This window comes from uncultured Gelidibacter sp., assembly GCF_947500795.1.
In the GTDB taxonomy this organism is placed as follows: Bacteria; Bacteroidota; Bacteroidia; order Flavobacteriales; family Flavobacteriaceae; genus Gelidibacter.
On the sequence record NZ_CANMTE010000002.1, the window covers coordinates 367,568 to 390,958 of the forward strand.

Here is a 23,391-nt window from a genome sequence, read left to right on the forward strand (position 1 = left end):
AATGAGTAAATTATATATCGTACCAACACCTATAGGCAATCTCAAGGATATGACCTTTAGAGCTATTGAAGTTTTAAAAGAAGTTGATTTGATTTTAGCCGAAGACACGCGCACCTCCGGAAAGCTCCTAAAACATTATGAAATTTCTACCCGTGCTCAATCACATCACATGCATAATGAGCATAAAACGGTGCAAAATTTAATAGACAAAATTAAATCAGGCACCACAGTTGCTTTAATTAGTGATGCTGGTACACCTGCAATTTCGGATCCTGGATTTTTATTGGCACGTGCCTGCATTGAACATAATATTGAAGTGGATTGTCTTCCAGGAGCAACGGCTTTTGTGCCTGCTTTGGTGAATAGCGGGTTGCCTAACGACAAGTTTGTTTTTGAAGGTTTTCTGCCGGTTAAAAAGGGCAGACAAACCCGATTTCTCCAACTTGCTGAAGAAACACGAACCATGATTTTTTATGAAAGTCCGCATAAACTCATCAAAACGTTGGGGCATTTTTGCGAGTATTTTGGTGAAGAGCGGCCTGTCTCCGTTTCTCGCGAATTGACAAAACTCTATGAAGAAACCATCAGAGGCACCGCTAAGGAAGTTTTGGAACATTACACACAAAAACCACCAAAAGGCGAAATTGTAATTGTAGTTGGTGGGAAACCAAAAGAGTAATTAATTCTTAATCAGCTAACATTTAGATTTTTCATAACATATTCTGACTAAAACTTCAGTATCTTTTTAGTCTTATATAGAGCTTATGAAAAAGAAACATTACAACGTATTTATAATTGGTAGTGGCGTTGCGGGTCAAACTGCGGCAGAAATTTGTGTGGAAAACAATTTGAGTGTTGCCATTGCTGATAATAGAGAATATGGAGGCACTTGTGCGAATAGAGGCTGCGATTCAAAAAGAATATTACTTCAATTTTCAAAACTGATTTACCAATGTCAGAATCTGAAAGGTTCTGGTGTGGAAAAGCTTCCTAAACTCAATTGGAAAAAAGTCCAAAAATTTAAAAACTCGTTTTCAGATCCCATTCCGCCAAATACCGAAGATAAAATGAAAGGTATGGGGATTGATATGTACCACCAATCGCCAAAGTTTATAAGTAAAAATGAAGTTGAGGTAGAAGGTAAAGTGGTATCTGCCGATTATTTTGTGATCGCTACCGGAAACATTCCGAGACCACTTGATATTGATGGCAATGAGTATTTGAACGTCAGTGAAGATGTTTTGAACTTGAAGAAAATCCCCAAATCCATCACCTTTATTGGGTCTGGTTACATCACCATGGAGTTTGCCTGCATGTTGGCAACCTTGGGTTCCAAAGTGACCATTTTGGAACGGGCAGAAACTGCGCTGGGCGATTTTGATCAATATTTAGTGAAAAAATTGATTGCGAAACTGGAAAGCTTAGGTGTGACGTTTGTGTTTAATGCTGAGGTTACTGGGGTAGTGCAATTGAAGAAAAATAAAAAGATTTCTTACACCTATGATGGCAACTCCAAAACCCTTAAATCGAGAATCGTTATTAATGCCACGGGTAGAATCCCTGCCATTGAAGCTTTAGAATTGGATAAAGCGGGTATTGAAGCCGATAATAATGGGATTGTCGTTAATGATTATTTGCAAAGTAAATCCCATCCAAATGTTTATGCCTGTGGAGATGTTTCCAATAAGTCGCCGTCATTGACGCCACTTTCTGGACTTCAAGGGTATATCGTAGGGAACAATGTGGTAAAGGAGAAATCAAAAATTTTGGATGTGCCGTGTGTGCCGTCCACTGTGTTTACAACGCCAAATCTATCGTCAGTAGGCTATGGCGAAGAAGAAGCGAAGGCACGCTACAAAAATGTTAAAGGCTATCAAGGTGATACAAGTGGTTGGTATAATGCCAAAAAGGAAAACGAAGATACCTATGCATACACCATATTAGTAAATGAACGCACCGATGAAATTGTGGGCGCTCATATTTTAAGTTCTGAAGCAAATGAAAGCATCAATGTGTTTGCGGCCGCTATTTACAATAAAATGACTACCAAAAATTTTAAATGCATGATGATGACCTATCCTTCGTTTGGTATGGATATGAAAAAAATGATGGAAAATAAGTAATCATTGGTATGCAAGATTTACATCATCGCATAAAAAACTGCACGCTGTGTAAGGCCCATTTGCCATTAGGCCCACGACCTGTGGTTACTTTCAATACAGATTCAAAAATCGTAATTATTGGTCAGGCGCCAGGAACAAAAGTGCATAAATCTGGAATTCCATGGGATGATGCTAGCGGGAAGCAATTACGGAGTTGGTTAGGTGTAACCGCTGACGAATTTTATAATGATCAGAATTTTGCGATTGTCCCGATGGGCTTTTGCTATCCCGGTCGTGGAAAAGGTGGCGATTTACCACCGCGACCGGAATGTGCCCCGCAATGGCATGAGCAATTATGGGACGTGATGCCAAATGTAGAGTTGGTGCTGCTAATTGGAATGTATGCGCAAAAATATTATTTAAGGAAAGATGCAAAGAAAACTTTAACGGAAACGGTTGATAATTTTCAACAGTACCTGCCGAGGTTTTTTCCGTTACCGCATCCTTCACCGAGGAACCGATTTTGGTTGACACGGAATCCATGGTTTGAAAAGGAAGTTGTGCCTGAGTTGAGGCAAAAAATATATATTATACTGAGAAATTAACTTGGTCACTAAATAATTTTAAGATTGTTATGAATTCATTTGTTTCAAGACCTAAATAAAGTAAGTTCAGAATTAAGATAATCACGCAGCTAAACCAAACCGCGATAAACTTTAGAAATTTTAAGATTATTTTTAGGCACTTCAGCGTATATTTTCCATTTAAATTTATTTTAATTAGTTCCATAATTAGATTATTTAGTATCAAAATAGAGTTTGTTAAAGGTGTTTCTTTAGATCAATGATTTTAAAAATTTCTTTTTATTTATGTCATAAGTAAAACTAGCATAATTGAAAATGTTCACTCGTTACAAATAATGAAAATAAGGGTTTCGTTCTGCCTTGATTATCTATGGACTGGCTTTTCACCAACTTTGTTGGGGATATTGCTTGCTATTTTCAAAGATCATATTAGTTCTTAAATGGATAGGTAAACAAAGTTTACTTTCTATATAACTTTTTTAGGTACTATTCTATTTATTGAAAATATCTACGGCTGCATTCTTGATATTATGTAGTATTTTTGATTACTCAAATTCATTATTAAAAATCATTAAAAACTCAAAATATGGATCATAAAGTTATTACCCATTGGAAAGGAAATTCTCAATTTGAATCTGATAATCCAAGTGGAAAAACCCTTTTAATAGATACTTCAGAGGAAGATGGCGGCAACAATTCAGGCTTACGTCCAAAAGCGATGATGCTTTCGGCTTTAGCAGGTTGTTCAGGTTTGGATGTGGTTTCTATTTTAAAAAAGATGAAAGTTGAAATTTCAGATTTTAGAATGGATACTTATGGCGAATTAACTGAAGAACATCCTAAAACTTACCATACGGTGTCTGTAGAATATCACTTTTACGGAAAAGATTTAAATGAGGATAAAATCAAAAAAGCAGTTGATTTGTCCATTGAAAAATATTGTGGTGTTATGGAAATGTTTAGAAAGTTCGCTAGAGTGAACACGTCCATTCATTATCATAATGACTAAATTTTTTACCAAGACCTCACAGGTTTTCCAATTCTGTGAGGTCTGATTTATTACAAAACCATCCAACCAGAAACCTTCATGACCTATGCGCTGGACTTTAAAACCAAAACCAGAGCTTTCTAAAATTAAACATTTATCTGAAGTCCTTCAGGTGGAGGATTCCATTGCTTCGTTATTGCTGCAACGTGGCATTGAAACCTACGAGGCCGCCAAAAAGTTTTTTAGACCAAGTCTGAGTGATTTGCATGATCCTTATTTAATGAAAGATATGGACAAGGCAGTTGCGCGTATTGAGCAAGCTTTTGCCAATGGCGAAAATATTCTGGTTTTTGGCGATTATGATGTAGATGGTACTACCTCTGTGGCGTTAATGGCATCCTATTTAAAAACCCGAATCGATACGGTGGCTACCTATATACCAGATCGGTATGAGGAAGGGTATGGCGTCTCAATAAAAGGAATCGATTTTGCAGACGATAATGATTTCTCATTAATCATCGCACTCGATTGTGGCATAAAAGCCATTGATAAAGTGGCCTATGCGAATGAAAAAGGCATCGACTTTATTATCTGCGACCATCACAGACCTGGTGCTGAACTTCCAGATGCTGTAGCGATTTTGGATCCGAAACGGGACGATTGTCATTATCCTTATGACGAATTATGTGGATGTGGGGTCGGTTTTAAATTGGTTCAGGCCTTAGCTTCAAATGAAGGCAAATCTATCGAAGATTTAACGGAATATCTTGACCTCGTGGCGACCGCCATTGGTGCCGATATTGTCCCTATTACCGGCGAAAATAGAACCTTGGCTTATTTCGGACTGCAAGTGATTAATGCATCGCCTCGTGCAGGAATTAAAGCAATCATTGATCAAACCAAGAAAACCGAAATGACCATAACTGATGTGGTCTTTATAGTCGCGCCAAGAATAAACGCTGCAGGACGTATGAAACATGGTAATTATGCGGTGACCTTGTTGACAGAGGAAAATGAAGTGCTTGCGCAAACCTATGCTGCACAAATTGAAGAATTTAATTCGGATAGGAAAGAAACAGATCAACAAATAACCCAAGAAGCTTTGCTCCAAATTGAAGCGTTTAACGAGCAAGAACGTTTTACTTCTGTGGTGTATCATGAATCTTGGCATAAAGGGGTGATTGGTATTGTAGCTTCAAGATTGATTGAAACCTATTACAGGCCAACGTTGGTGTTTACTAAAAGTGGCGATAAATTGGCTGCTTCCGCACGTTCTATTAGCGGATTTGATGTCTATAATGCCCTTGAAGCCTGTAGTGAACATATTGAACAGTTTGGAGGTCATAAATATGCCGCCGGCTTGACTCTTAAATCTCAAAATTACGAAGCATTTAAGCAAGCTTTTGAAGATGAGGTTTCCAATACCATAGACAAATCGTTGATGACTCCGGAAATCAAAGTAGATATGGCGATTGACTTTAAGGACATCACACCGAGATTTTATCGTATTCTCAAACAATTCGCGCCTTTTGGGCCAGGAAATATGGCGCCTATTTTCATGACTGAAAACATACAGGATACAGGTTATGGAAAATGTGTGGGAGGTGACGATAAACATTTAAGAATTACCGCCAAACAAGCAAATTCTGAATCTATTGTGGGAATTGGGTTTAATTTGGGAGATAAATTAGAACTCATTACCAATAGAAAACCGTTTAAAGCAGTCTATTCCATTGATGAAAATCATTGGCAAGGTAATGTGAGTTTACAACTGAAATTGCGGGATATCAAGCCTTAATTCTATATTTTTCTTCCCATCAAACAGTAGTAATAGCAGTTTGTTTTATTTTTGCATTCAATTAAATAACCTTTAAGGATGAACAATCCTGTATCTCGAAAGGACTGAAGCTCATGCAGAAAGAAAAAACCAAGAAGGATCCATACGCTGCGCTTCGCATTAAGGAATTCAATATATTCTTATTAGTTCGTTTTGCACTTGTTTTTGCTTGGTCCATGCAGTTTATTGTAATTGAATGGCAAGTATATTCCATAACAAAAGATCCGTTGTCTCTAGGTCTTATTGGACTTATGGAAATTATTCCAGCCTTGTCAATGGCGCTGTTTGCGGGACATATTGTAGATCAAAATGAAAAACGCGGCCTGCTCATCAAATGCATAATCGGGTTTTCAGTGATCAGTTTTGGATTGTTTTTACTGACTTGGCCTTTAGTAGTTGGCAACTGGTCTACCAATTCAATTCTCTACAGTATTTATGCCTTGGTGTTTATGGGCGGGTTGGTGCGCGCCTTTATCGGACCGAGTGTATTTTCTTTAATCGCTTTAATCGTTCCTAAAAAACTATACCCAAATGCAGCTACATGGAGCAGTTCCACTTGGCAAGTAGCCTCCGTTTTAGGACCTGCATTAGCGGGCTTTAGCATCAGTTGGATTGGTGTGCATTGGTCTATGTGCTTGATTATGGGGTTTGCATTATTGGCGTTGATCAACTTGCTTCGTATTTCTAAAAAGCCAATTTTGAATCCGAAAATCGGCGAGCCTATGATGCAGAGTTTAAAGGAAGGCGTCAAGTTTGTATTTAAAACAAAAGCGGTATTGGGAGCCTTAACCTTAGATATGGTGGCAGTACTCTTTGGAGGCGCCATAGCTTTGTTACCTATTTTTGCACAAGATATTTTAAAAGTTGGTTCAGAAGGATTTGGTGTGCTAAGAGCAGCGCCAGCTGTAGGAGCGTTCCTAACCATGTTGATTACCGCTTACATTCCAATTAGTAGAAACGCCGGGATGAAACTCTTGGCCGCTATTTTTGGATTCGGGGTTTGTATAATCGTATTTGGATTGTCATCCATCTTTTGGGTATCCGTCCTTGCCTTATTTTTCAGTGGGGTTACGGATGGCGTTTCAATGGTGATTCGTCAAACTATATTGCAGTTGAAAACTCCAGATCATATGCGCGGGCGTGTAGCTTCCGTAAATTCGATGTTTGTAGGGTCTTCAAATGAGCTTGGGGCTTTTGAAAGTGGCTTGACGGCAAAGCTTATGGGGACGGTGACTGCCGTTGTTTTTGGAGGTACGATGACCATAATTACTGTGGTGACTACAGGTCTGGTTTCGCCTTCATTTAGAAAATTAGACTTGCGAAAAGACTTAGAAGAGCATGAAAAAGAAGGCTAGTATGTCTTTAATTCAAACTTTTCACCATCAAAAACACCGTAAGTGTAATACTGAATCCAATCGCCTAAGTTGACATACGTTGAATTGTCATTTAACTTAATCTCCATTGGTAAATGGCGGTGACCAAAAACAAAATAATCGCGGTGTTTGTCTTCTAGTTTTCGCTTGCTATAATGAACGAGCCACTCTTTTTCTTCGCCTAAAAATTTCGCATCGTCATCTCCAGAAATCAACTTATTTTTTACCGAGAGATGTTGGGCGAGCCTAACACCTAAATCAGGGTGTAGCCATCTAAAACACCATTGAAAAAACGGGTTTGTAAACACTTTTTTCATGCGTTTATAACCTTTGTCATTTGGCCCTAAACCATCGCCATGGCCTATAAAGAAGCGCTTGTCATTAAAGACGAATTCCTTTGGTTTATGAAAAACCTCAATGTTTAGTTCTTCCTCAAAATAGCCATCCATCCACAAATCATGATTTCCGACAAAAAAGTAAATAGGAATTCCAGAATCGGTTATTTCTGCAAGTTTTCCTAAGGTTCTGGTGAATCCTTTTGGGACAACGGTTTTATATTCAAACCAAAAATCGAATAAATCGCCCACAAGAAATATAGCCGCCGCATCGTGTTTGATCTCGTCTAACCAAGCCACAAATTTCTTCTCGCGCGGACGCGATTGCTCTTGTGTGGGCGCTCCCAAATGGTTGTCAGAAGCAAAGTATATTTTTTTTCCTGTGGGAATATTCATCAAACAAATATATTAATTCCTGCTAAAGCACGAATTTCATAATTAAAAACGATAGACTAAAACTGCCAACTGCCAGCTGAGTACTGTCAACTGAATTCTGCCTACTGCCAACTAAACCCTAGTTGTCACTCGCAAACCATTCTGCAAAACTGGTATCCGTTTCCTGAAGTCTTAACGAATACAATTGAATAGTTTCTGGTAAATGTTTTTTGATTTTTTCGGCAAAATCAATCACCATCATTTCACTTGTAGGTTGATAGTCCACTAAAAGGACATTATGCTCTCTATCTGCCAATTCCTTAGCCAACTCAACATGTGGTGTGTTTTTGTTGAACACTGTTGCGTGATCAAAGACATCAACGATTTCAGTTTTAACGATTTTTTTCAAATCAGAAAAGTCAATGACCATTCCGTATTTTACGTTAGACGCATCACTTATTGGCGTCCCAATTACGGTAACCGATAACTTATAACTGTGTCCGTGTACGTTTTTGCACTTGCCATCATAACCATAAAGGGCGTGGCCGGTTTCAAAAGAAAATTGCTTGGTAATTCTGATTTTGCTCATATAGCGTCAATTTAATGCAAAGATATTCAAATTGTAAAAGGAAACCGTTTTTAGATTACTTTTGACCGATAATTACCGATATTTTATTTGAATTTTGTGGTTTTAATTCGCTTTTAAATGAGTCAACTTTTTGAAGACATCAACTATATTGAGAATCCTTTATATGAACAGATTATAGAGGATATCATTGCACAAAAATATGCTATTGTTGAAGACTTTTTTACCGATGATGAGGTACAGTTGATAAGGCAATCTTTAATTGAAAAACACGAGGAAGATATTTTTAAAAAGGCGGCAATTGGTAATAGAGTGAACGAGATTATCGTAAAATCTATTAGGGGGGATGTTATTTTATGGATTGATGAGGCGCATACTAACGCTGCAGAATCCTTGTTCTTCAACAAAATTAATAGTCTTATTGGGTATCTTAACAAGACATGCTTCTTAGGGATTCTTCGTAAGGAATTCCATTATGCGGTATATCCGCAAGGTACTTTTTATAAACGTCACTTAGATACGTTTCAAAATGACGATCGTCGTAAACTTTCTTTTGTATGTTATTTAAATGAAGCAGGTTGGTTGCCAGAAAATGGTGGCGAACTGGTGTTGTATTTAGATGACAATGGCAAGGAAGTGGAAAAGGTTATTTATCCGCTGCCAGGGCGAGTCGTTATCTTTGAAAGCCAAATCCTTGAGCACGAAGTAAGACCTGTTATTAATGCCCAAAGATTGAGTATTACAGGATGGTTAAAAACGCGATAGCGCTATTTGTTTTTTCTGCGGTTATAAACATACACCACAATCAATACGATAGCTAAGATTAAAAACAAGCCGTTACCGCCTAAAAAGTTTAGAAATTCCATAGTTTTTTAATTATTCGTTGTCAAAGTTAATCGTTTTGATGAGCTGGCAAAAAGAGTTGTCTAAATTTTATGATCAATGGTAAGCCTCTTGCGATCATCCAAAAGGTCATCGCAATAAAAATGGCATAGAGCTGATATTCCAAATAATCTAAGTAGAGCAGGATTGGTAGAAATACTAAAAACGTGGCACCAAGTAAAACGTTACGTAGGTATTTCATTTTTCCTAATCCTTTAAACATACCGTCAAAAATAAATGCCAGGGCACAAATGGGTTGCATGGCGAGGACAATCCAAAAAACGGAATAGAATGCTTCCAACACTTCAGGGTCATTGGAAAATAAATTCCCTAGCGGATAGTACAATAAGGCGCCAATAGCGGCGAGAACCACGCCTATTAAAATCCCGTATTTTATAAGTTTATTGCTAAATTCTATCAGTAAGTCTGATCTTTTTGCACCATATAGTCTTCCTGAAAGTATGTTTCCAGCACTGGCATAACCATCAATAATAAAAGCGCCCAAAAACCAGAGATTGATGGCAATTGTATATGCCGCAATATATTCTTTTCCGTAGCTCGTGGCATAGGCATTCGCAAAGTATAAGGTGACGTTTAGGGCCAATGTACGCACGAAGAGATTCGCAATCATCAATAAGAATCGGTTGATTTCTTTATTGAAAGGAAATGTTACTCGTAAAGGAATGATTGTTTTTTTGATTAGGAAATAGGCCGAACACAACGCCATCAACAATTGTGCAGCAACACTGGCATAAGCTGCACCTTCAATGTTCATGGGGTCGATATAGCCACTCACGCCGTACACAAGAATAATATCTAAGATGATATTTGTAGAAGCACCTATAATGGCGATAATCATTGGGTAAAACGTGTTTTGAAGCCCTCTAAAAGCTCCAAATACGGCAATTGTAAATAAGGTAAAAGGAAATCCGAAAACGCGGATTCTGTAATAGGCAACGCAATATTCTAATATTAAATCCGAAGCGTTATAAAGTTTAAAAATAAATTGTGCAAACGGATAGGTGCCCAAAATAATCAAAACACTTAATGAAGTAATGATAAAAATAGCTTGAGCGGGTAAATTTTTAATGTCATCCAATTGGTCTGAACCCACATATTGTGAAACGATTGATGAAATAGCACTACGTGTTTGGCCTAGAACCCAAATGAGCATCGAAATAAATGCTCCAACAATGCCTACTGCTGCGAGAGATTCTGTAGCATTCACGTCAATATTACCTACAATTGCCGTGTCTGTAATGGACAGAATGGGTTCTGATACGCCTGCAATTAGTGCAGGTATCGCAATCCGGTTGATATTTTTAAAACTGATTATGGAATTCACAGAATGTATTCGTAACAATAAAATGGATGTTCACTTTGCTTAGGGAAATAAATTGATCCCAATCGCCTATATCCGCGAAGTTCGTAAAATTTTTGATTTCTATCGTTTTGAGAAAAGGTATCTAACCGAATAGAAGCGTATCCATTTTCTTTTCCATAATGTTCAGCAAAATCCATGAGTTTTTGTGCATATCCGTGTCCTTGAAAGTCAGGATGCACAGAAAGTCGGTGGATGTATAAATTGTTATTATTGGGCGTTAACCAATGGATAGGGTGATATTCTTTATCCATGTAGGTTGAAATCACAATCGTACCAATAACCTTGTTTTCTTTTGTTAAAACATACAGTTCATTTCTATGGATATCCTTTGCAAACGCAGCGGCATTAGGGTAGTATTCGTTCCATTGATATATGCCTTTATCCACCATGTTTTGGGCGCAGGCTTTAGTTATTGATATAATATTTTCTATATCGGAAGATGTCGCTTTACGAATCATTTTTAATGTCTATTTTAGCCTAAATTTAGTATATAAATTAGATATGAAAACTATTTTAGTTCCAGTAGGGTCGTCAAAAAATGCAGTAAGTCATTTGCAATATGCAGTTGATTTTGCACGAGCGTTTGGGGCTAGGTTATATGTTGTTCAGATATTCAATGTGGCTGCTAAAGCGGGCACACTGATTAAGGTTGATGCTATCTTAGAACGCGAAAGTATGGCTTTTTTAAAAGCCCATGTTGAAAAAGTTGATACCACAGGTGTTGAGGTCGTGATAAAATCTTTCAAAGGAAAACTTATAAAAACCTTAGAACTGGTTTGTCAAACTGCCGATGTGGATTTAATTTTAGTGGAGCCAAGAACAAATTCGGTCAAGGATGAGGTGTATTTAGGCAAAACTTCAGGGAAAATTATTAAGCAAACTAAGATTCCCGCTTTAATAGTGCCTGAAGATTTTAAGTTTGAACCCATTGACACTATTTTAATTGCTTTAAAATCAGCTATCCTTAAAAAAGATGATGTTTTTAAGCCATTAATTTCTATAAAAACCCAATTCAATTCAAAAATTAATTTACTTTTGATCAAGACTCAGTTCTATCACGAAGGCGACTTTGTTGTAAATAAAGAGTTGTCAGATTTGTTAAGCCACACAACATATAGTACGAATGCTACAACATTTCAGGGCGTTTTGGAAAATTATAAGGAGAGTAAACCCAATATGCTATGTGTGGTAAGACGAAAACGAGGATTTTTTACTAAGATTTGGGAAAATAACACCATTCTAAAAAAAGATTTTAATAGTTCCACGTTGCCAGTTTTGGTGTTAAATGGAGTGAAATAAAACTCATGTCTAATGTTTTTTTAGATGGAGAAAAACAGTTAAAATCTGCCGCCGGTAGAAGGTGTCGCAAAAATAATTTGGGGATGTAGCCCGCCTAAACGAATTTTATTCGGGCAGGCTCAGTTGGCTACCCGCCCGAACGTACCGTTTGGTACGGGCGGGGAGCGCTTTAGGGCTGGATATTATGCATGTTGTTTATATCTTATTTAGTATTAAATTTGATCGCTATTATGTAGGTTTGTCTTCAGATTTTGGAGAGAGGCTGAAAACACATAATTCTGGACGAGTTACGTCAACCAAGGCATTTAAACCTTGGGAATTATTTCATTTAGAAGAATTCGAAACAAGGATAGAAGCCAGAACGCGAGAAAAATATTTAAAATCTGCCGCAGGTCGAAAGTGGCGCAAAAATAATTTGGGGATGTAGCTCAGTTGGCTAGAGCGCTTGGCTGGCAGCCAAGAGGTCGTCGGTTCGAGCCCGATCTTCTCCACCAATGAAACCAATGCTTTCAAGAATTTTTGAAAGTATTGGTTTTTTTATTTGCACACTATTTGCACACTAACCGAAAATTAAGTTAGTTTTGAAGATTAATAAAATTCTATTTACAACATAGATAAGTGTAATAAATTATATTATCTAATTAATTACATCCTGCTCTTTTCTTTCTTTCATTATATTGTTGAGTAACTTGATCGAGAGCAGCTTGACTACCACCCGTGTAATTTAATGCCTTAATATATTGCGCATGTAACTCAGCACACTCCTCATCATTTGCATCATCACTTGAGCAATTGAATAATAGAATTGAGATAAAAAGTACGAGAAATTTTTTCATAATTTTAAATTTTAATTGGTTGAGTATTTATCTAATAAATAATATTTCTTAAACTTCTAACGTATTTTATTTTAGTATGCATAGGATATAAACATTTCTTTGTAAGATTATCTTATCTCTTATATCCTTTAAAATTACTTTTCATTTCATCGTTTTCTAGCATAATTATTACATCCATTCCACTTTGAGGTTTTATGCAAATAGCTGTATTTCTACCTCTATCATCGGTGGCTAAAATGTTGCATAAAGGGTCATCACCAAAATGTTGAGTAGGAGTATATCTGAAAATTGCACCATCACCCGTTTTTAATTCTAAAGTGTTGTCACTTTTTACAGTAAAATATGCTTTTTCTTCCAATTCTCTACCATTCATTTCTGTTAGCACAAACATGGGTGGATCTCCATAATTATTGTTGTTAGAGTTTTCGTATTCACTATTTTGAGTGTCAGAACTATTATTCTTAGTAGATTCAAAACATGTAATAGCTAAGACTGCTATCAATGCAATAAGAATTATTTTTTTCATTATAACAGATATTTAATTGAAATTATTTTTTTTTAGATATTACAAATTCCACTACCAAATAATTTGAGATTTATCCTTTTGTGTATGTGTATCATTAATCTTTGTACTTTTTTGCAACAAGATAGTTATTTTTAATTGTTAGTTATTTCTAAAAATTAAATATTAAGTTATTGTTTATTAATATATTAAGGACATGACTACGGGAGTATTGGTTTTTTAAACCTTATTAAGAAATATGTTACCAAATACTTTAAAAAGTAGCGAAAATTTTTTACATCCACTTGTAAGCCTTATTATACTTCTTCATTGGGGGGGGTGTAGGTGCTCTTTTATTTGTTAGTTTAATTTAAGTCAGGTTTTATCATAATTAAGTAGTCTGCAATGTCTAAACCTTGTTCTTTTTCACATTCTGTTGATTTATCTCTTAAAAGTGTTGAGGTTCTAAAGGTTGCTAAACTGGTAAGCTGTGGAATTTTATCGTTCCATAAATCAAAACATTTAAGGTCGGGAAAAAGCACCACGTTACGCCCTTTTAAGCATCTTGTTCTGGTTTCGTTTAGGTTGTTGGCACTTCCACACGCTAACCAAATAAATTCGGGCAAATAAACGCTTGAAATAATAGCGGTTTTTTCGCTTTCAACTATGGCAACGGGTTTACTGGCATCTTCATTTAGTAAGTGTTCACCAAAATAGCATTGTTCCAAATTGAAACTGTCAAGTTTTAAAGCCTTATGTGCCCAGTTAATATGATTAAAAGATTCTTTTACTCTTTTACCATTTGAAGCATTGTAAAGCATTATTTTACCACTTCTAACATTGTTGCTCTTATCTACTTGCCAAAATACGGTTGCACCTTGCCAATACTTTGAAGTGCCAATATTGTATTTATCTGCTAAGTTATAAGCTACTTCATAACTCCAAAGACTGGCTAAGTAATCAATAAAGTAATTAGGGCTTTTACTGGCTTTGCTTTTATCCATAACCTCAGCATTAACAAAACTGGTTTTAGGTTTTGGTTTAGGTTTTGCCCTTGTTGTAACGTTGTGGTTAATCGGGGTATCAAATGAAATATTATTATCATTAAAATACTCCTTTGGCTTATAGTGATAACCACATTTTACAAGCCTATTGCAGTAGCCAACGGCATCATTCAAATACTCGTTAGCTTGTAGATCAATGTACTTTGTAAACACGCCTTTTTTATTACAGTTTGGGCAATGGTAACGGGTTTTCATTCCGTTGTATGGTTCTAATGTGTATCTGTAACCATTCAATGTGCTAATATTTTTTTTTTAAGAGGTGCATTTAGTACACTTACTACATTAAAATATGTTTTCTGAAACATTTGTATCTCTTTCGATATAAATCGGATAACCGAAACTCTGCCTAATACCCAACTTAAATCCGTTTTTCTTTAATCTACTCGAAAAGGTACGACTTGAACATATTCCATAACCACTATCTAAACAATAGGTTTTATATTCCGTATAAAGGTCTATTAAAGGTCTTGTTTGGTTTATTGAAATTTCATAACCCTTATCATCTAAAAACATTAATACGCTGTCGCTTTCCTTTTGATATTGCAATACTTCATTTTGAACTATATCACTTTGTGAAAAGTCTTTGTTTTTTAGAAGTCGAGTTAAGCCATTCAAAACCCAGTTGAACACGCCCGATAATTCCGTTTCGATGATTCGTTGTGAAAGTTCTTTGTCTTGGTTGTTCGGTGCTATGGTAACCCTAAAAGGTAGGATTATAAACCTGCGAAAAAATGCGTTCGTATTTTCGACCTCTTTGGGCAACTCATTACAGTTAAACATAAATCTTGCATAGTCTGAAATGATTTGAGTATTCTTATAAAGTAACCTTGCTTCGACTGGTTCGCCCGAAATAAGAAGTTTAAAAATATTGCTTTCAAGTTTGCCGTTTATTTCACTTGCATAGTTGAGTAGCTTATTTACTAACATTGCCCTTGAATTACCATTTTCTGCCGTTAAGGATTGCAACGAATAGTTTGCAACGTTTTGACTACCTAATAAAGCCATTAGCACCTCAAATAAAACGCTCTTACCATTTGCACCAGTACCAAATAACAACAAGACTTTTTCAAGCTTTAAAACGCTGTTCTTTACAAAAATGTAACCCAAGTATTCTGCAAGTATATTCTGTAATTCGGGTTCGGGCAATACCTCATCTAAGAACTTCTGAAACTGTGGTGCTGTTGCTTCGCTATCATAAGCAAAGGGTAATTGATAGGTCAAAAAGTCGGACTTCTTAAACGTTCTTAAAAACTGTTTCTTTGGCGTTATTTCAAAAGTGCCATTGTTGAGGTTTATTAAAGTTGTTCCAGTTGTCGGCTTAATCTCTTTTAATCCTGCATCTGCAATAAACTGTTTATACAGTTCATCTTTGAAAAGGTGGTGTTTAGCATCAAATTTATCAACTCCCATTTTTAGGGCAACTTCGCCTAAAAAGTCTTTAAAAACCTCATCGCTTACATTCTTCCAGTATTCGGAATTAAACAAATAAATAAATTCACTTTTACGGCAAAGACTAAACCCATTATCGTTTACATTCTTTAATAGCAATTCAATACAGGCAACTAAATAATGTTTCTTTTGTAACTTGTCTTTGTCATTATCCAGTTTGCAATACTCCCTAAAGTTTACTGGTTCAATACCTTTTAGCACTTCATTTAAAATATTATCAACTTGATTTTGCTTTAGGTGCTCTTTATCCATTTTAACCGCTTCTAATATGGTTTTCGCTTCGCTTAGTATCTCATCAATACCAATACTTGATTTTTCTGTTTCCATAGCTTAAAACAGTTTTAATTGGTTCGACTTCGGGAAGTGTTTCGGGTTTGTAGTAATGTACCAAGCCCAGTAATTTGTTATTTTACATCTTTGGCGTTTTACTTCTGCTAAAAGCCCTAATTTTTCTAAATCTCGCTTATACCTTGTTATACATTTTTGCGGTATTCCAGTTGCTTCAAAAACCATTGTAGCGGTTGCAATGTGATTTTGCAAATAGATAAATATGGTTTTTAGTTGTGTTCTTTTATTATTACCTTGCCTTTGTCTTTTATTCGGGTTGTTATTTTGGTTTTCCATTATTTCGACCCGTTTTTATGATTAGATAAAAACTCATCCGTTTCAGCATGTATCTCTTTTAAAGTTTTCTGCTTTCCAGTTTTAATCCAGTCTATAATTTCAGACTTAAAGAATTTTAAACGATTGCCCTTTTTATAATAAGGTATATCGTTACGTTGTACGTATGAATATAATGTTGGTATGCTTAATTCGGTAAGTTTTGAAACATCTTTAATATTTATAGGTGCTTCAATTTCGGGTTGTTGTTCTGCCTTGTTGAGTAGTAAGGCTAAAATTTCGCTTTGTCCTTTTTGAAGTTCAGCGACTGCGTTTGGCAGATTTTCAAATTTTAATGCTTCCATTTTACACTTGTATTATTGTTACAAGTGCAATGTTATCTGTTTGTTATGAAGCCATAAAGACTTCCGTAAAGTACGTATTCAAATACGTAAATCTGTATTAATTCCGTATTCATTACTTGCTTTTTGCAAAATTACCCATGACTTTTTTAGTTGAAAATCCTTTGAAATATTCGCCTAAAAGCTTAGCATATTTTATTTGTTTTCCGTGTGTGTTTTCTGCATCCGCATAATATTTATAGAAGATAGAAGTTATGTTTCCGATATGTTTATTTGAAAAGATAATTTTTTCTTTTGGAGGTGTTTCATCTTGAAAGGCAAGGATTAAATAACTTTCTAAATCTTCTTTTGACAAATATCCTTTTTCGACTAATTTGATGAAATGATCATAAACTTTTTTAGGTTCAGCTTGATCAAATTTATTTTCAAATTTAAAGTCTGCTTTTTTTGGCGTGAATATTTGAGGATAACAAGCTGTAAGATAATATAGAATAATATTACATTTTTGAACTATTTTAGGAATGGAATAATGATTAATATAAAAATAATATTCTTTGAAAAACTCGACTTTTCCTAAATCTGAATTATAGAATTCAAATTTTTCATCCAATAAGTAAATTGCAAGAAACTCAGAATCTATATTAATAAGTTTAAGGTTTTCTTTATCTGAAAGATCAGAATAAATAAATCGCTCTTTAAGGGTTTTATGTGGCAAATCATTTAAATCATTATTCCATAGCTTATTAATATTGAAGCAATGATTACAAATCGATTTTAAAAAGGTAAGATTTTCTATTTTTGTATTTGTCAGGAATTCTTGTAAAGAATGTTTATCAAGTAGTTTTGTGCTTTTTTCGCAAATAAAATAATTATAAATAATTTCTTTGTTTTGTAAATTGTCTCTTAAAATTTTTTCAATGTAAGAAACTTGAAAGAGTGTTCTGCTAATTATATTCATTGTCTTCTATTGTCAATTATGTAGGTAATGTATTAAATGTAGGCTAAAACAAATAAAATATTTCAATAGTTATAGGCTAAAAGTCAAGTAATGAATTGGCAAACTCTTTTTTTGCTTCATCTTCAAAACCTGCGAAGTAGTTTTTTGTAACGTTAAGGTCGCTATGGTTTAAAGCTTCGCTTACAAACTCCATACTTGCACCTTTACGAAGTGAATTGGTGGCAAATGAATGTCTTGCCCAGTAGGTTGAAATGTCATTTGGCAAATCGTTTCTTTTGGCTATTCTTTTTATGTGATCATTAACTAAACGAGTAAAGTTTTTGATTTTTTTGTACTGCGTTTGTATTGAGTCTCTTGAAGTGATAATATTAAAAACAAAATCACTTTTATCTTTATTGCCATAGTTTGAAATGATGTTATTTGTGAAGTCTGTTAAGTAGATTGTTATTGCTGTTTTTTCAGCTGACTTGTCAAATGTTTTAGCCCTGTAATATGTAAACTTATCATCTTTAATATCTGAATATTTTAAAAGGGCAATGTCTTTAAAATTCATTCCGTTACTGGCATAACTAAAGAACCAAAAATCTTTTGCTTGTTGCTCGTTTTCATTTTCAGCATCAGCACCAAACAAAGTTTTTAATTGTTTTGCGTTTAAAGCCTTTTTTACTTTTTTGGATTTTGGTATTCTGTATTTGTTTTTAGTAAAAGGGTAAATGTCAATGCTTATGTCATTGGCTTCAATAGCATTATTAAAAATAGCTCTTAATGCCTTTGTATAAATACCTATTGTGGTGTAGCTTCTACCTTTGGCTAACATAGATTTTTCATATTCTTTTAACCAGTCGGCTGTAATAGTATCAAATGTTAGCTTGTTGATTTTGCTAAGTTCTTTATTGGCGTTTTCTTTATCAATAAAAACTGCTAATGAATTTAATGTGTATTTATAGCTTTCTGCAGTTCCGATTTTATCATTACTCATATTCTTTTGAATAGCTAAGTTAAAATGATACTTAACATTGTTTTTATCAGAAGATTTGCGAAAGTATTTAGTTTCAAATTTAGCAATGTCAAAAACGGTCATTGCTTCTGCTTCGTCATTTGCTCTGGTTTCAAACTCTAATAGTCGTAAGCGTGTTTTTTTATTTGCACCTCTTAAACTTTTGTTTTCAGGGTTTATCCAAATTGTTTCAAATTCCTTTTCTGTCAAATCAATATCCAGTGAATAGAGTTTAACTGTCTTTTTGTTATTGGCTTTGTTGTAGACTCTTAATTTAACAGGAAACTTGCCGTTTTCTTTTTCACGTCTTGTATCTAATACTATCGAAATAATGTAACTCATTGCCTTTCATTTTCTCAAATATAATCATTTGCACACTATTTGCATACAATTTGCACACAATAGATATGAACTAACAAATAATAGATAGTAATTGAAATGCGTATATTAGCCGTAAACGTTAGAGTTTATCAGTGATTGAATATAAGCCGTATAAGAAAAAAATAAGTTAATTCTTGACTGGCAGCCAAGAGGTCGTCGGTTGGAGCCCGATCTTCTCCACAAAAAAAAGCAACGTGTAAACGTTGCTTTTTTATTTTGTAGGATGTTGAAAATCGACAATTCAAGTTGTTTTAAAGACTCACGTCTTTTTCAATAAAATCCATTTCCGGATTCATAATTTCCAGAATCAATTTTTTAAGTTCCAAATGAAACGCTTCTAATGTTTCTGAAGTGATGTCGTTGTCTTTTGCTCTAGTTCCTATAGTTTTCTTTCCAAATTTCAGAAAATAGTCGCCTTGTAGGCTTTTGAAAGAGATGATTCCAGCTTCAATAGACTGCGTAAATTTCTCTGTTTCATTTAGCATATAGGCATAGGCCAAAATTTGAAAACTTTTGCTGTATTTCTTATAATCCGTGGTGATGTCTTTCCAGTCTGTGATTTCTACCTGGCTTTGGGTGACTTTTCCGGTCTTATAATCAATAATTCGTAGTGTGCCATCAAATTCGTCAATTCTATCCACAGTGCCTCTTAAATGGACAGGAAAGTCTAATTCAGGAATGTCGAGTTTTATGTTCAATTCCTTTTCTAGATCAATGATTTTAATTTGATGTCCTGCTTTCAGCGTTTCTATTTCCTTAGTTATGAAATTGGACACATAGCGTTTAGCCACTTCGAGAATAATCAAATTCTTTCCTTTGGTCATGTCGCCTTCCTTGTAAAGTGATTTAAAATGAAGCGTGACAGTATCACTAATTAAGGTTTTCATATGTTTTAAATCCGCTTCTGTCAAGAATTGACCTCTGTGCGGAATATAGAAATCTTCCAAAGTCTGATGGATGACACTTCCTAAAGTATTGGCCGCGACAGTTTCTTCAACATCTTCAAAACTCTGTATTTTCAATACTTTTTGGTAATAAAAATCAATAGGATTTCTAACAAAATTTGTAAGCGACGAAGGAGAAAATCCGTTGGTTGCAATTTGCTGCAATCTTTGGCAAACCGATGCTGTTTTTTCGATAATGATAGGCGATTTTTGAGCCACTTCTACTTTTGGAACCACAATGCTGTGTTTGATGTTGTGGATATTCTCAATTTGCAGTTGGGTTATAAAGCGGCTCTTCTCCCCACCATTTAGTACATCAGGCTCTGTATTATAAATGATGTAGACGTTTTTAGCGCGTTGCAGGAGTCGGTAAAAGTGATACGTATAAACCGCATCTTTTTCCTTATAGGTTGGCAATCCATTCTCTAATTTTACATCAAATGGAATGAATGAATTGGTGCTTTTCCCTGCAGGAAGAATCCCTTCATTAACTGAAGAAATAATCACAGTTTCAAAATCGAGCACACGAGATTCCAACATTCCCATAATTTGAAGCCCTTGTAAAGGCTCGCCTTTAAAATCTAGAGTTTCACTACTTAATAATTCTTTATATAGATAATATAGCGTCGTACTGTTACTGATGAGTTTGTACTTTGAATTATAACGTTGGAGCTCATTAAAAATCTGATTAAAGCGATACAGATATTCCAGTGCCAATAGGTTTTTCGATTTATCTAAATCGAGGTGTGCTTTTAGCGTTAAAATGAGTTGTGCGCAGTTTTTAAGTGCTTTTTCAGGATCATTATACCAAGATTGAAATAAGAGCCTCACAACCTCTTGTTTTGACTCTGCAAGCGAAATCAGCTTTTCTACGCTTATGGTAACAATATTATTACTCTGAATGTAATTGATGATGTCACTGCTATAATTGCGCGTTTCTGCCATTAATACAGGTTGAATTGAAGCATGCGATAAAATAGAAACCACATCCTTGTAATAAAGTTCATTGTTATGGTTTTTTTGAATCTTAAATAACGCATCAAATAAAGAGGCTAAAGGCACCGATTTCAGAGGAAGTCCCATGGTGATGTTAATGGCTTCTACTTTCTCAGGAATGGAATTTAGCAACGGCATTAAAAGTGTTTCATCACCTAATACAACGGCAGTCTTTTTTAAATCGGCCATTGGTAATGTGTCTAACAATTCCCCAATATATTTTACCTGTCCAATGTTTTTTGGAACGGCAATCGTATGGATGTTCTTGTCAGCAGTGTAATTCTCACCAATCCATTGGATGTTATTCTCTTTAAAATACGACCAGTTTTTGAGGTGTTGTCTTATAAACAATCCAGCATCATGTATCGGGTTGTTTAGGAATGCCTTGTCAATATCCCAATAGATGCTTGCTAACTGATGGTGTAGCAATTCCTGAATGATGCGTTCTTCAGCTTTATTAAGAGCGTTAAAACCTATAAAAACATGTGTTTTGTCAGGATTGGAAGCAATGTAAGGAGCAATGCTGTTTACAGCCTCTCTGTAGACTAAACCTTGATAGCCTTTTTTATTTGAAATTAACTCCTCTCTAAATTTGTTGTAGTACACCTTGAGTCGGTTCCAAAAGGCTAAATAGTTTTCAATATAAGGTGTTTGTGGTTCTGATACAGACCAATGATTAAGCTCTTGGATGGATGTGAGGTACTCAAAAATTTGGTGCGGTTCTATCAGGTACCGATCAATTTCATTAAAATCTTGAAGAAGGAGTTGTCCCCATTTTGAAAACTGATCAAAAGTTTCTTGTTGCGATTCAGGTGTAAGTTCTCTGTAAACTTTATAGAACTCAAACAGCAGCTCCGTATTGGTCGCGTAATTAAGTTCTGAGAGTTGTTCAACAAATTCTTCAATCGATAAAATCTCTGGCGCAAAAATGGTTTTATTGATGCTTTGCGAGAGAATGTTTTTAAGGAATGTGCCTGCTCTTTTGCTAGGCAAAATAAAGGTAAGATTGGCTATATCTAGCCCTTCTTTTTGTATGTGGTCTATTACTTCTTTTAGAAAACTTGTCATTTTATAAATATAAAAAACGCCCCGAATATCGGAGCGTTTTTTCTAAATATTATGTGGTTTTAAAACTTAGTTTGTAAGTTTTACTTCTACACGTCTGTTGTTAGTTCTACCAGCAGCAGTTTTGTTAGAATCAATTGGGTTAGATTCACCGAAACCTTTTGCAGTTAAACGCTCTTGTTTGATACCGTTAGCAATTAACCAGTCTCTTACTGCGTTAGCTCTTCTTTCAGACAATAATTGGTTAGATCTTTCTGATCCAACGCTGTCAGTGTATCCTTCTAAAGCGAAAGTAGCTTCTGGATATTTGTGGAAGATAGCGTGCATAGACTCTAAAGTTTGGATAGACTCTTTTTTGAAGGTAGATTTACCTGTGTCAAATAAGATAGTTCTAGCGTACTCGTTAAGAGTTTTCATTTCTTCAACAGTTGGCTTAACTTCAGGACATCCGTTGTTTGCGACAGTACCTGGTTCGTTAGGACATTTGTCATCTTTGTCTAATACACCGTCACCGTCTGTATCTTTCCAAGGACAACCTTTGTTTGCAGCAGGACCAGCTTCGTTTGGACACTCATCATCTTTATCAGCTACACCATCGCCATCAGCATCAGGACAACCGTTTAATGATTTCAAGCCAGCAACTGTAGGACATTCGTCTTTGTTATCTGGAACACCGTCACCGTCAGTATCAGGACAACCGTTGAACTCAGCTAAACCAGCTTCGTTAGGACAATCATCTTTAGAATCTTCGATACCATCGTTGTCAGAATCTGGACAACCATTGAAAGCTGCTAAACCAGGAACATCTGGACAAGCATCATCTTTATCATATACACCGTCTCCATCAGTGTCTTTTCCACCGAATTTAAGCGCTAAACCAACAGTGTGTTGGAAATGTGTAGCTAAATAATCTTCAAATGCATGTTTGTAAGAAGACTGTACAGTCATACCAATGTTTTCAGAGAACCATAAGTTGAAACCTAAAGTTCCGTTTGCAGTACCTGCACCTATGTCATCAACCCAAGTGTAACCACCACCTACTCCTAGGTAAGGCTCAAACACTTTTGAGTTTAAAAGGTGACCAAAGCTGTATTTAACTGTACCATCTAAACCATAGTAAGATAAATCATCAGCTGAAGTATCACCAATTTTGCTGATTTCGTTGATAGTACCTGCAGCGGTTAAAGTAAACCCGTCAGATAAATATCTAGAAACAGAGATAGAAGATAAAGAAGGTAATACGTTGTAATGATCTCCATAGTTGAAGTACTCATCAAATATTTTACCTTGACCAGTTTCCCCAGTTGGATAAAAATCAACTGCATTCACTCCAACACCAATAGCCCATGGGTTGTTGCTGTCTTGCGCGTTGACGTTGCTAAAGCCTAATAAAAGCAACATAGCGAAAAATAATCTGCTAAGATTTTTCATATTCTAATAATTTAATTTTTAAGTGTTAATTAATGAACAAAAGTAAGTTGTAAAATGTTAT

The 23,391-nt window shown here is 35.4% G+C and carries 23 protein-coding genes and 1 tRNA gene; 10 read left to right on the top strand and 14 right to left on the bottom strand.

Annotated features, from left to right (window positions below; translation table 11 throughout):
- The first annotated feature begins 1 nt into the window (after position 1).
- The 6 genes from rsmI (at position 2) to Q0947_RS06865 (ending at position 6,866) form a co-directional block, all read left to right on the top strand.
- Complete coding sequence (gene rsmI, locus Q0947_RS06840) at positions 2-679, top strand: 16S rRNA (cytidine(1402)-2'-O)-methyltransferase (protein WP_299394164.1); 678 nt, start codon at positions 2-4, stop codon at positions 677-679.
- A gap of 85 nt (positions 680-764) precedes the next feature.
- The gene (locus Q0947_RS06845) at positions 765-2,123 is read left to right on the top strand and encodes an NAD(P)/FAD-dependent oxidoreductase (protein WP_299394168.1); all 1,359 of its coding nucleotides are present in this window, start codon (positions 765-767) and stop codon (positions 2,121-2,123) included.
- Positions 2,124-2,131: 8 nt separating this feature from the next.
- Complete coding sequence (locus Q0947_RS06850) at positions 2,132-2,707, top strand: uracil-DNA glycosylase family protein (protein ID WP_299394172.1); 576 nt, start codon at positions 2,132-2,134, stop codon at positions 2,705-2,707.
- A gap of 565 nt (positions 2,708-3,272) precedes the next feature.
- The gene (locus Q0947_RS06855) at positions 3,273-3,695 is read left to right on the top strand and encodes an OsmC family protein (protein WP_299394177.1); all 423 of its coding nucleotides are present in this window, start codon (positions 3,273-3,275) and stop codon (positions 3,693-3,695) included.
- Positions 3,696-3,780: 85 nt separating this feature from the next.
- Positions 3,781-5,472, top strand: a complete 1,692-nt coding sequence (recJ, locus tag Q0947_RS06860; protein ID WP_299394181.1) for a single-stranded-DNA-specific exonuclease RecJ — start codon at positions 3,781-3,783, stop codon at positions 5,470-5,472.
- A 113-nt stretch (positions 5,473-5,585) separates the two neighbouring features.
- Positions 5,586-6,866, top strand: a complete 1,281-nt coding sequence (locus tag Q0947_RS06865; RefSeq protein WP_299394186.1) for an MFS transporter — start codon at positions 5,586-5,588, stop codon at positions 6,864-6,866.
- Here Q0947_RS06865 and Q0947_RS06870 read toward each other — a convergent pair.
- Together Q0947_RS06870 and Q0947_RS06875 are read right to left on the bottom strand one after the other, a co-directional pair.
- Complete coding sequence (locus tag Q0947_RS06870) at positions 6,863-7,615, bottom strand: UDP-2,3-diacylglucosamine diphosphatase (RefSeq protein WP_299394190.1); 753 nt, start codon at positions 7,613-7,615, stop codon at positions 6,863-6,865. The genes Q0947_RS06865 and Q0947_RS06870 overlap by 4 nt on opposite strands.
- Positions 7,616-7,733: 118 nt before the next feature.
- Positions 7,734-8,183, bottom strand: coding sequence for a 6-carboxytetrahydropterin synthase (locus Q0947_RS06875; protein WP_299394194.1), 450 nt, complete (start codon positions 8,181-8,183; stop codon positions 7,734-7,736).
- 117 nt (positions 8,184-8,300) lie between these two features.
- On the opposite strand from Q0947_RS06875, the gene Q0947_RS06880 reads away from it, so the two are divergent.
- Positions 8,301-8,945 (top strand): 2OG-Fe(II) oxygenase, encoded by a 645-nt coding sequence (locus Q0947_RS06880; protein WP_299394198.1) that lies wholly within the window; start codon positions 8,301-8,303, stop codon positions 8,943-8,945.
- A 127-nt stretch (positions 8,946-9,072) separates the two neighbouring features.
- Here Q0947_RS06880 and Q0947_RS06885 read toward each other — a convergent pair whose 3' ends face one another.
- Together Q0947_RS06885 and Q0947_RS06890 are read right to left on the bottom strand one after the other, a co-directional pair.
- Positions 9,073-10,407, bottom strand: a complete 1,335-nt coding sequence (locus Q0947_RS06885; protein ID WP_299394202.1) for an MATE family efflux transporter — start codon at positions 10,405-10,407, stop codon at positions 9,073-9,075.
- The gene (locus Q0947_RS06890; RefSeq protein ID WP_299394207.1) at positions 10,404-10,904 is read right to left on the bottom strand and encodes a GNAT family N-acetyltransferase; all 501 of its coding nucleotides are present in this window, start codon (positions 10,902-10,904) and stop codon (positions 10,404-10,406) included. Before Q0947_RS06890 ends, Q0947_RS06885 begins: the two co-directional genes overlap by 4 nt.
- A gap of 43 nt (positions 10,905-10,947) precedes the next feature.
- On the opposite strand from Q0947_RS06890, the gene Q0947_RS06895 reads away from it, so the two are divergent.
- From Q0947_RS06895 to Q0947_RS06905, 3 genes are all read left to right on the top strand, one after another.
- Entirely contained in the window at positions 10,948-11,745 is a 798-nt protein-coding gene (locus Q0947_RS06895) for a universal stress protein (protein WP_299394211.1), read from the top strand.
- A gap of 184 nt (positions 11,746-11,929) precedes the next feature.
- Positions 11,930-12,172, top strand: coding sequence for a GIY-YIG nuclease family protein (locus tag Q0947_RS06900; RefSeq protein ID WP_299394214.1), 243 nt, complete (start codon positions 11,930-11,932; stop codon positions 12,170-12,172).
- A tRNA-Ala gene (locus tag Q0947_RS06905) sits at positions 12,163-12,239 on the top strand. Before Q0947_RS06900 ends, Q0947_RS06905 begins: the two co-directional genes overlap by 10 nt.
- A 147-nt stretch (positions 12,240-12,386) precedes the next feature.
- Here the strand turns inward: Q0947_RS06905 and Q0947_RS06910 are convergent.
- The 10 genes from Q0947_RS06910 to Q0947_RS06955 all read right to left on the bottom strand — a co-directional run bounded on the left by Q0947_RS06910 (position 12,387) and on the right by Q0947_RS06955 (position 23,330).
- A complete protein-coding gene (locus Q0947_RS06910; protein WP_146892036.1) occupies positions 12,387-12,581 on the bottom strand; it encodes a hypothetical protein in 195 nt (64 codons plus the stop codon).
- A 112-nt stretch (positions 12,582-12,693) separates the two neighbouring features.
- Positions 12,694-13,107, bottom strand: a complete 414-nt coding sequence (locus tag Q0947_RS06915; protein ID WP_299394224.1) for a hypothetical protein — start codon at positions 13,105-13,107, stop codon at positions 12,694-12,696.
- Between the two features lie 341 nt (positions 13,108-13,448).
- The gene (locus Q0947_RS06920; RefSeq protein WP_299394228.1) at positions 13,449-14,381 is read right to left on the bottom strand and encodes a DUF6371 domain-containing protein; all 933 of its coding nucleotides are present in this window, start codon (positions 14,379-14,381) and stop codon (positions 13,449-13,451) included.
- Positions 14,382-14,429: 48 nt separating this feature from the next.
- Entirely contained in the window at positions 14,430-15,923 is a 1,494-nt protein-coding gene (locus Q0947_RS06925; RefSeq protein ID WP_299394232.1) for a phage/plasmid primase, P4 family, read from the bottom strand.
- 3 nt (positions 15,924-15,926) lie between these two features.
- On the bottom strand, positions 15,927-16,220 hold the full coding sequence (locus Q0947_RS06930) for a hypothetical protein (RefSeq protein ID WP_299394236.1): 294 nt from the start codon (positions 16,218-16,220) through the stop codon (positions 15,927-15,929).
- The gene (locus tag Q0947_RS06935; protein WP_299394241.1) at positions 16,220-16,561 is read right to left on the bottom strand and encodes a helix-turn-helix domain-containing protein; all 342 of its coding nucleotides are present in this window, start codon (positions 16,559-16,561) and stop codon (positions 16,220-16,222) included. The genes Q0947_RS06930 and Q0947_RS06935 overlap by 1 nt, the downstream gene beginning before the upstream one ends.
- A 112-nt stretch (positions 16,562-16,673) precedes the next feature.
- Positions 16,674-17,516, bottom strand: a complete 843-nt coding sequence (locus Q0947_RS06940) for a hypothetical protein (RefSeq protein ID WP_299394245.1) — start codon at positions 17,514-17,516, stop codon at positions 16,674-16,676.
- A 76-nt stretch (positions 17,517-17,592) separates the two neighbouring features.
- On the bottom strand, positions 17,593-18,855 hold the full coding sequence (locus tag Q0947_RS06945; RefSeq protein WP_299394249.1) for a phage integrase SAM-like domain-containing protein: 1,263 nt from the start codon (positions 18,853-18,855) through the stop codon (positions 17,593-17,595).
- Between the two features lie 290 nt (positions 18,856-19,145).
- Complete coding sequence (locus Q0947_RS06950) at positions 19,146-21,902, bottom strand: PD-(D/E)XK nuclease family protein (protein WP_299394253.1); 2,757 nt, start codon at positions 21,900-21,902, stop codon at positions 19,146-19,148.
- Between the two features lie 66 nt (positions 21,903-21,968).
- A complete protein-coding gene (locus Q0947_RS06955; RefSeq protein ID WP_299394257.1) occupies positions 21,969-23,330 on the bottom strand; it encodes an OmpA family protein in 1,362 nt (453 codons plus the stop codon).
- Positions 23,331-23,391 lie beyond the last annotated feature (61 nt).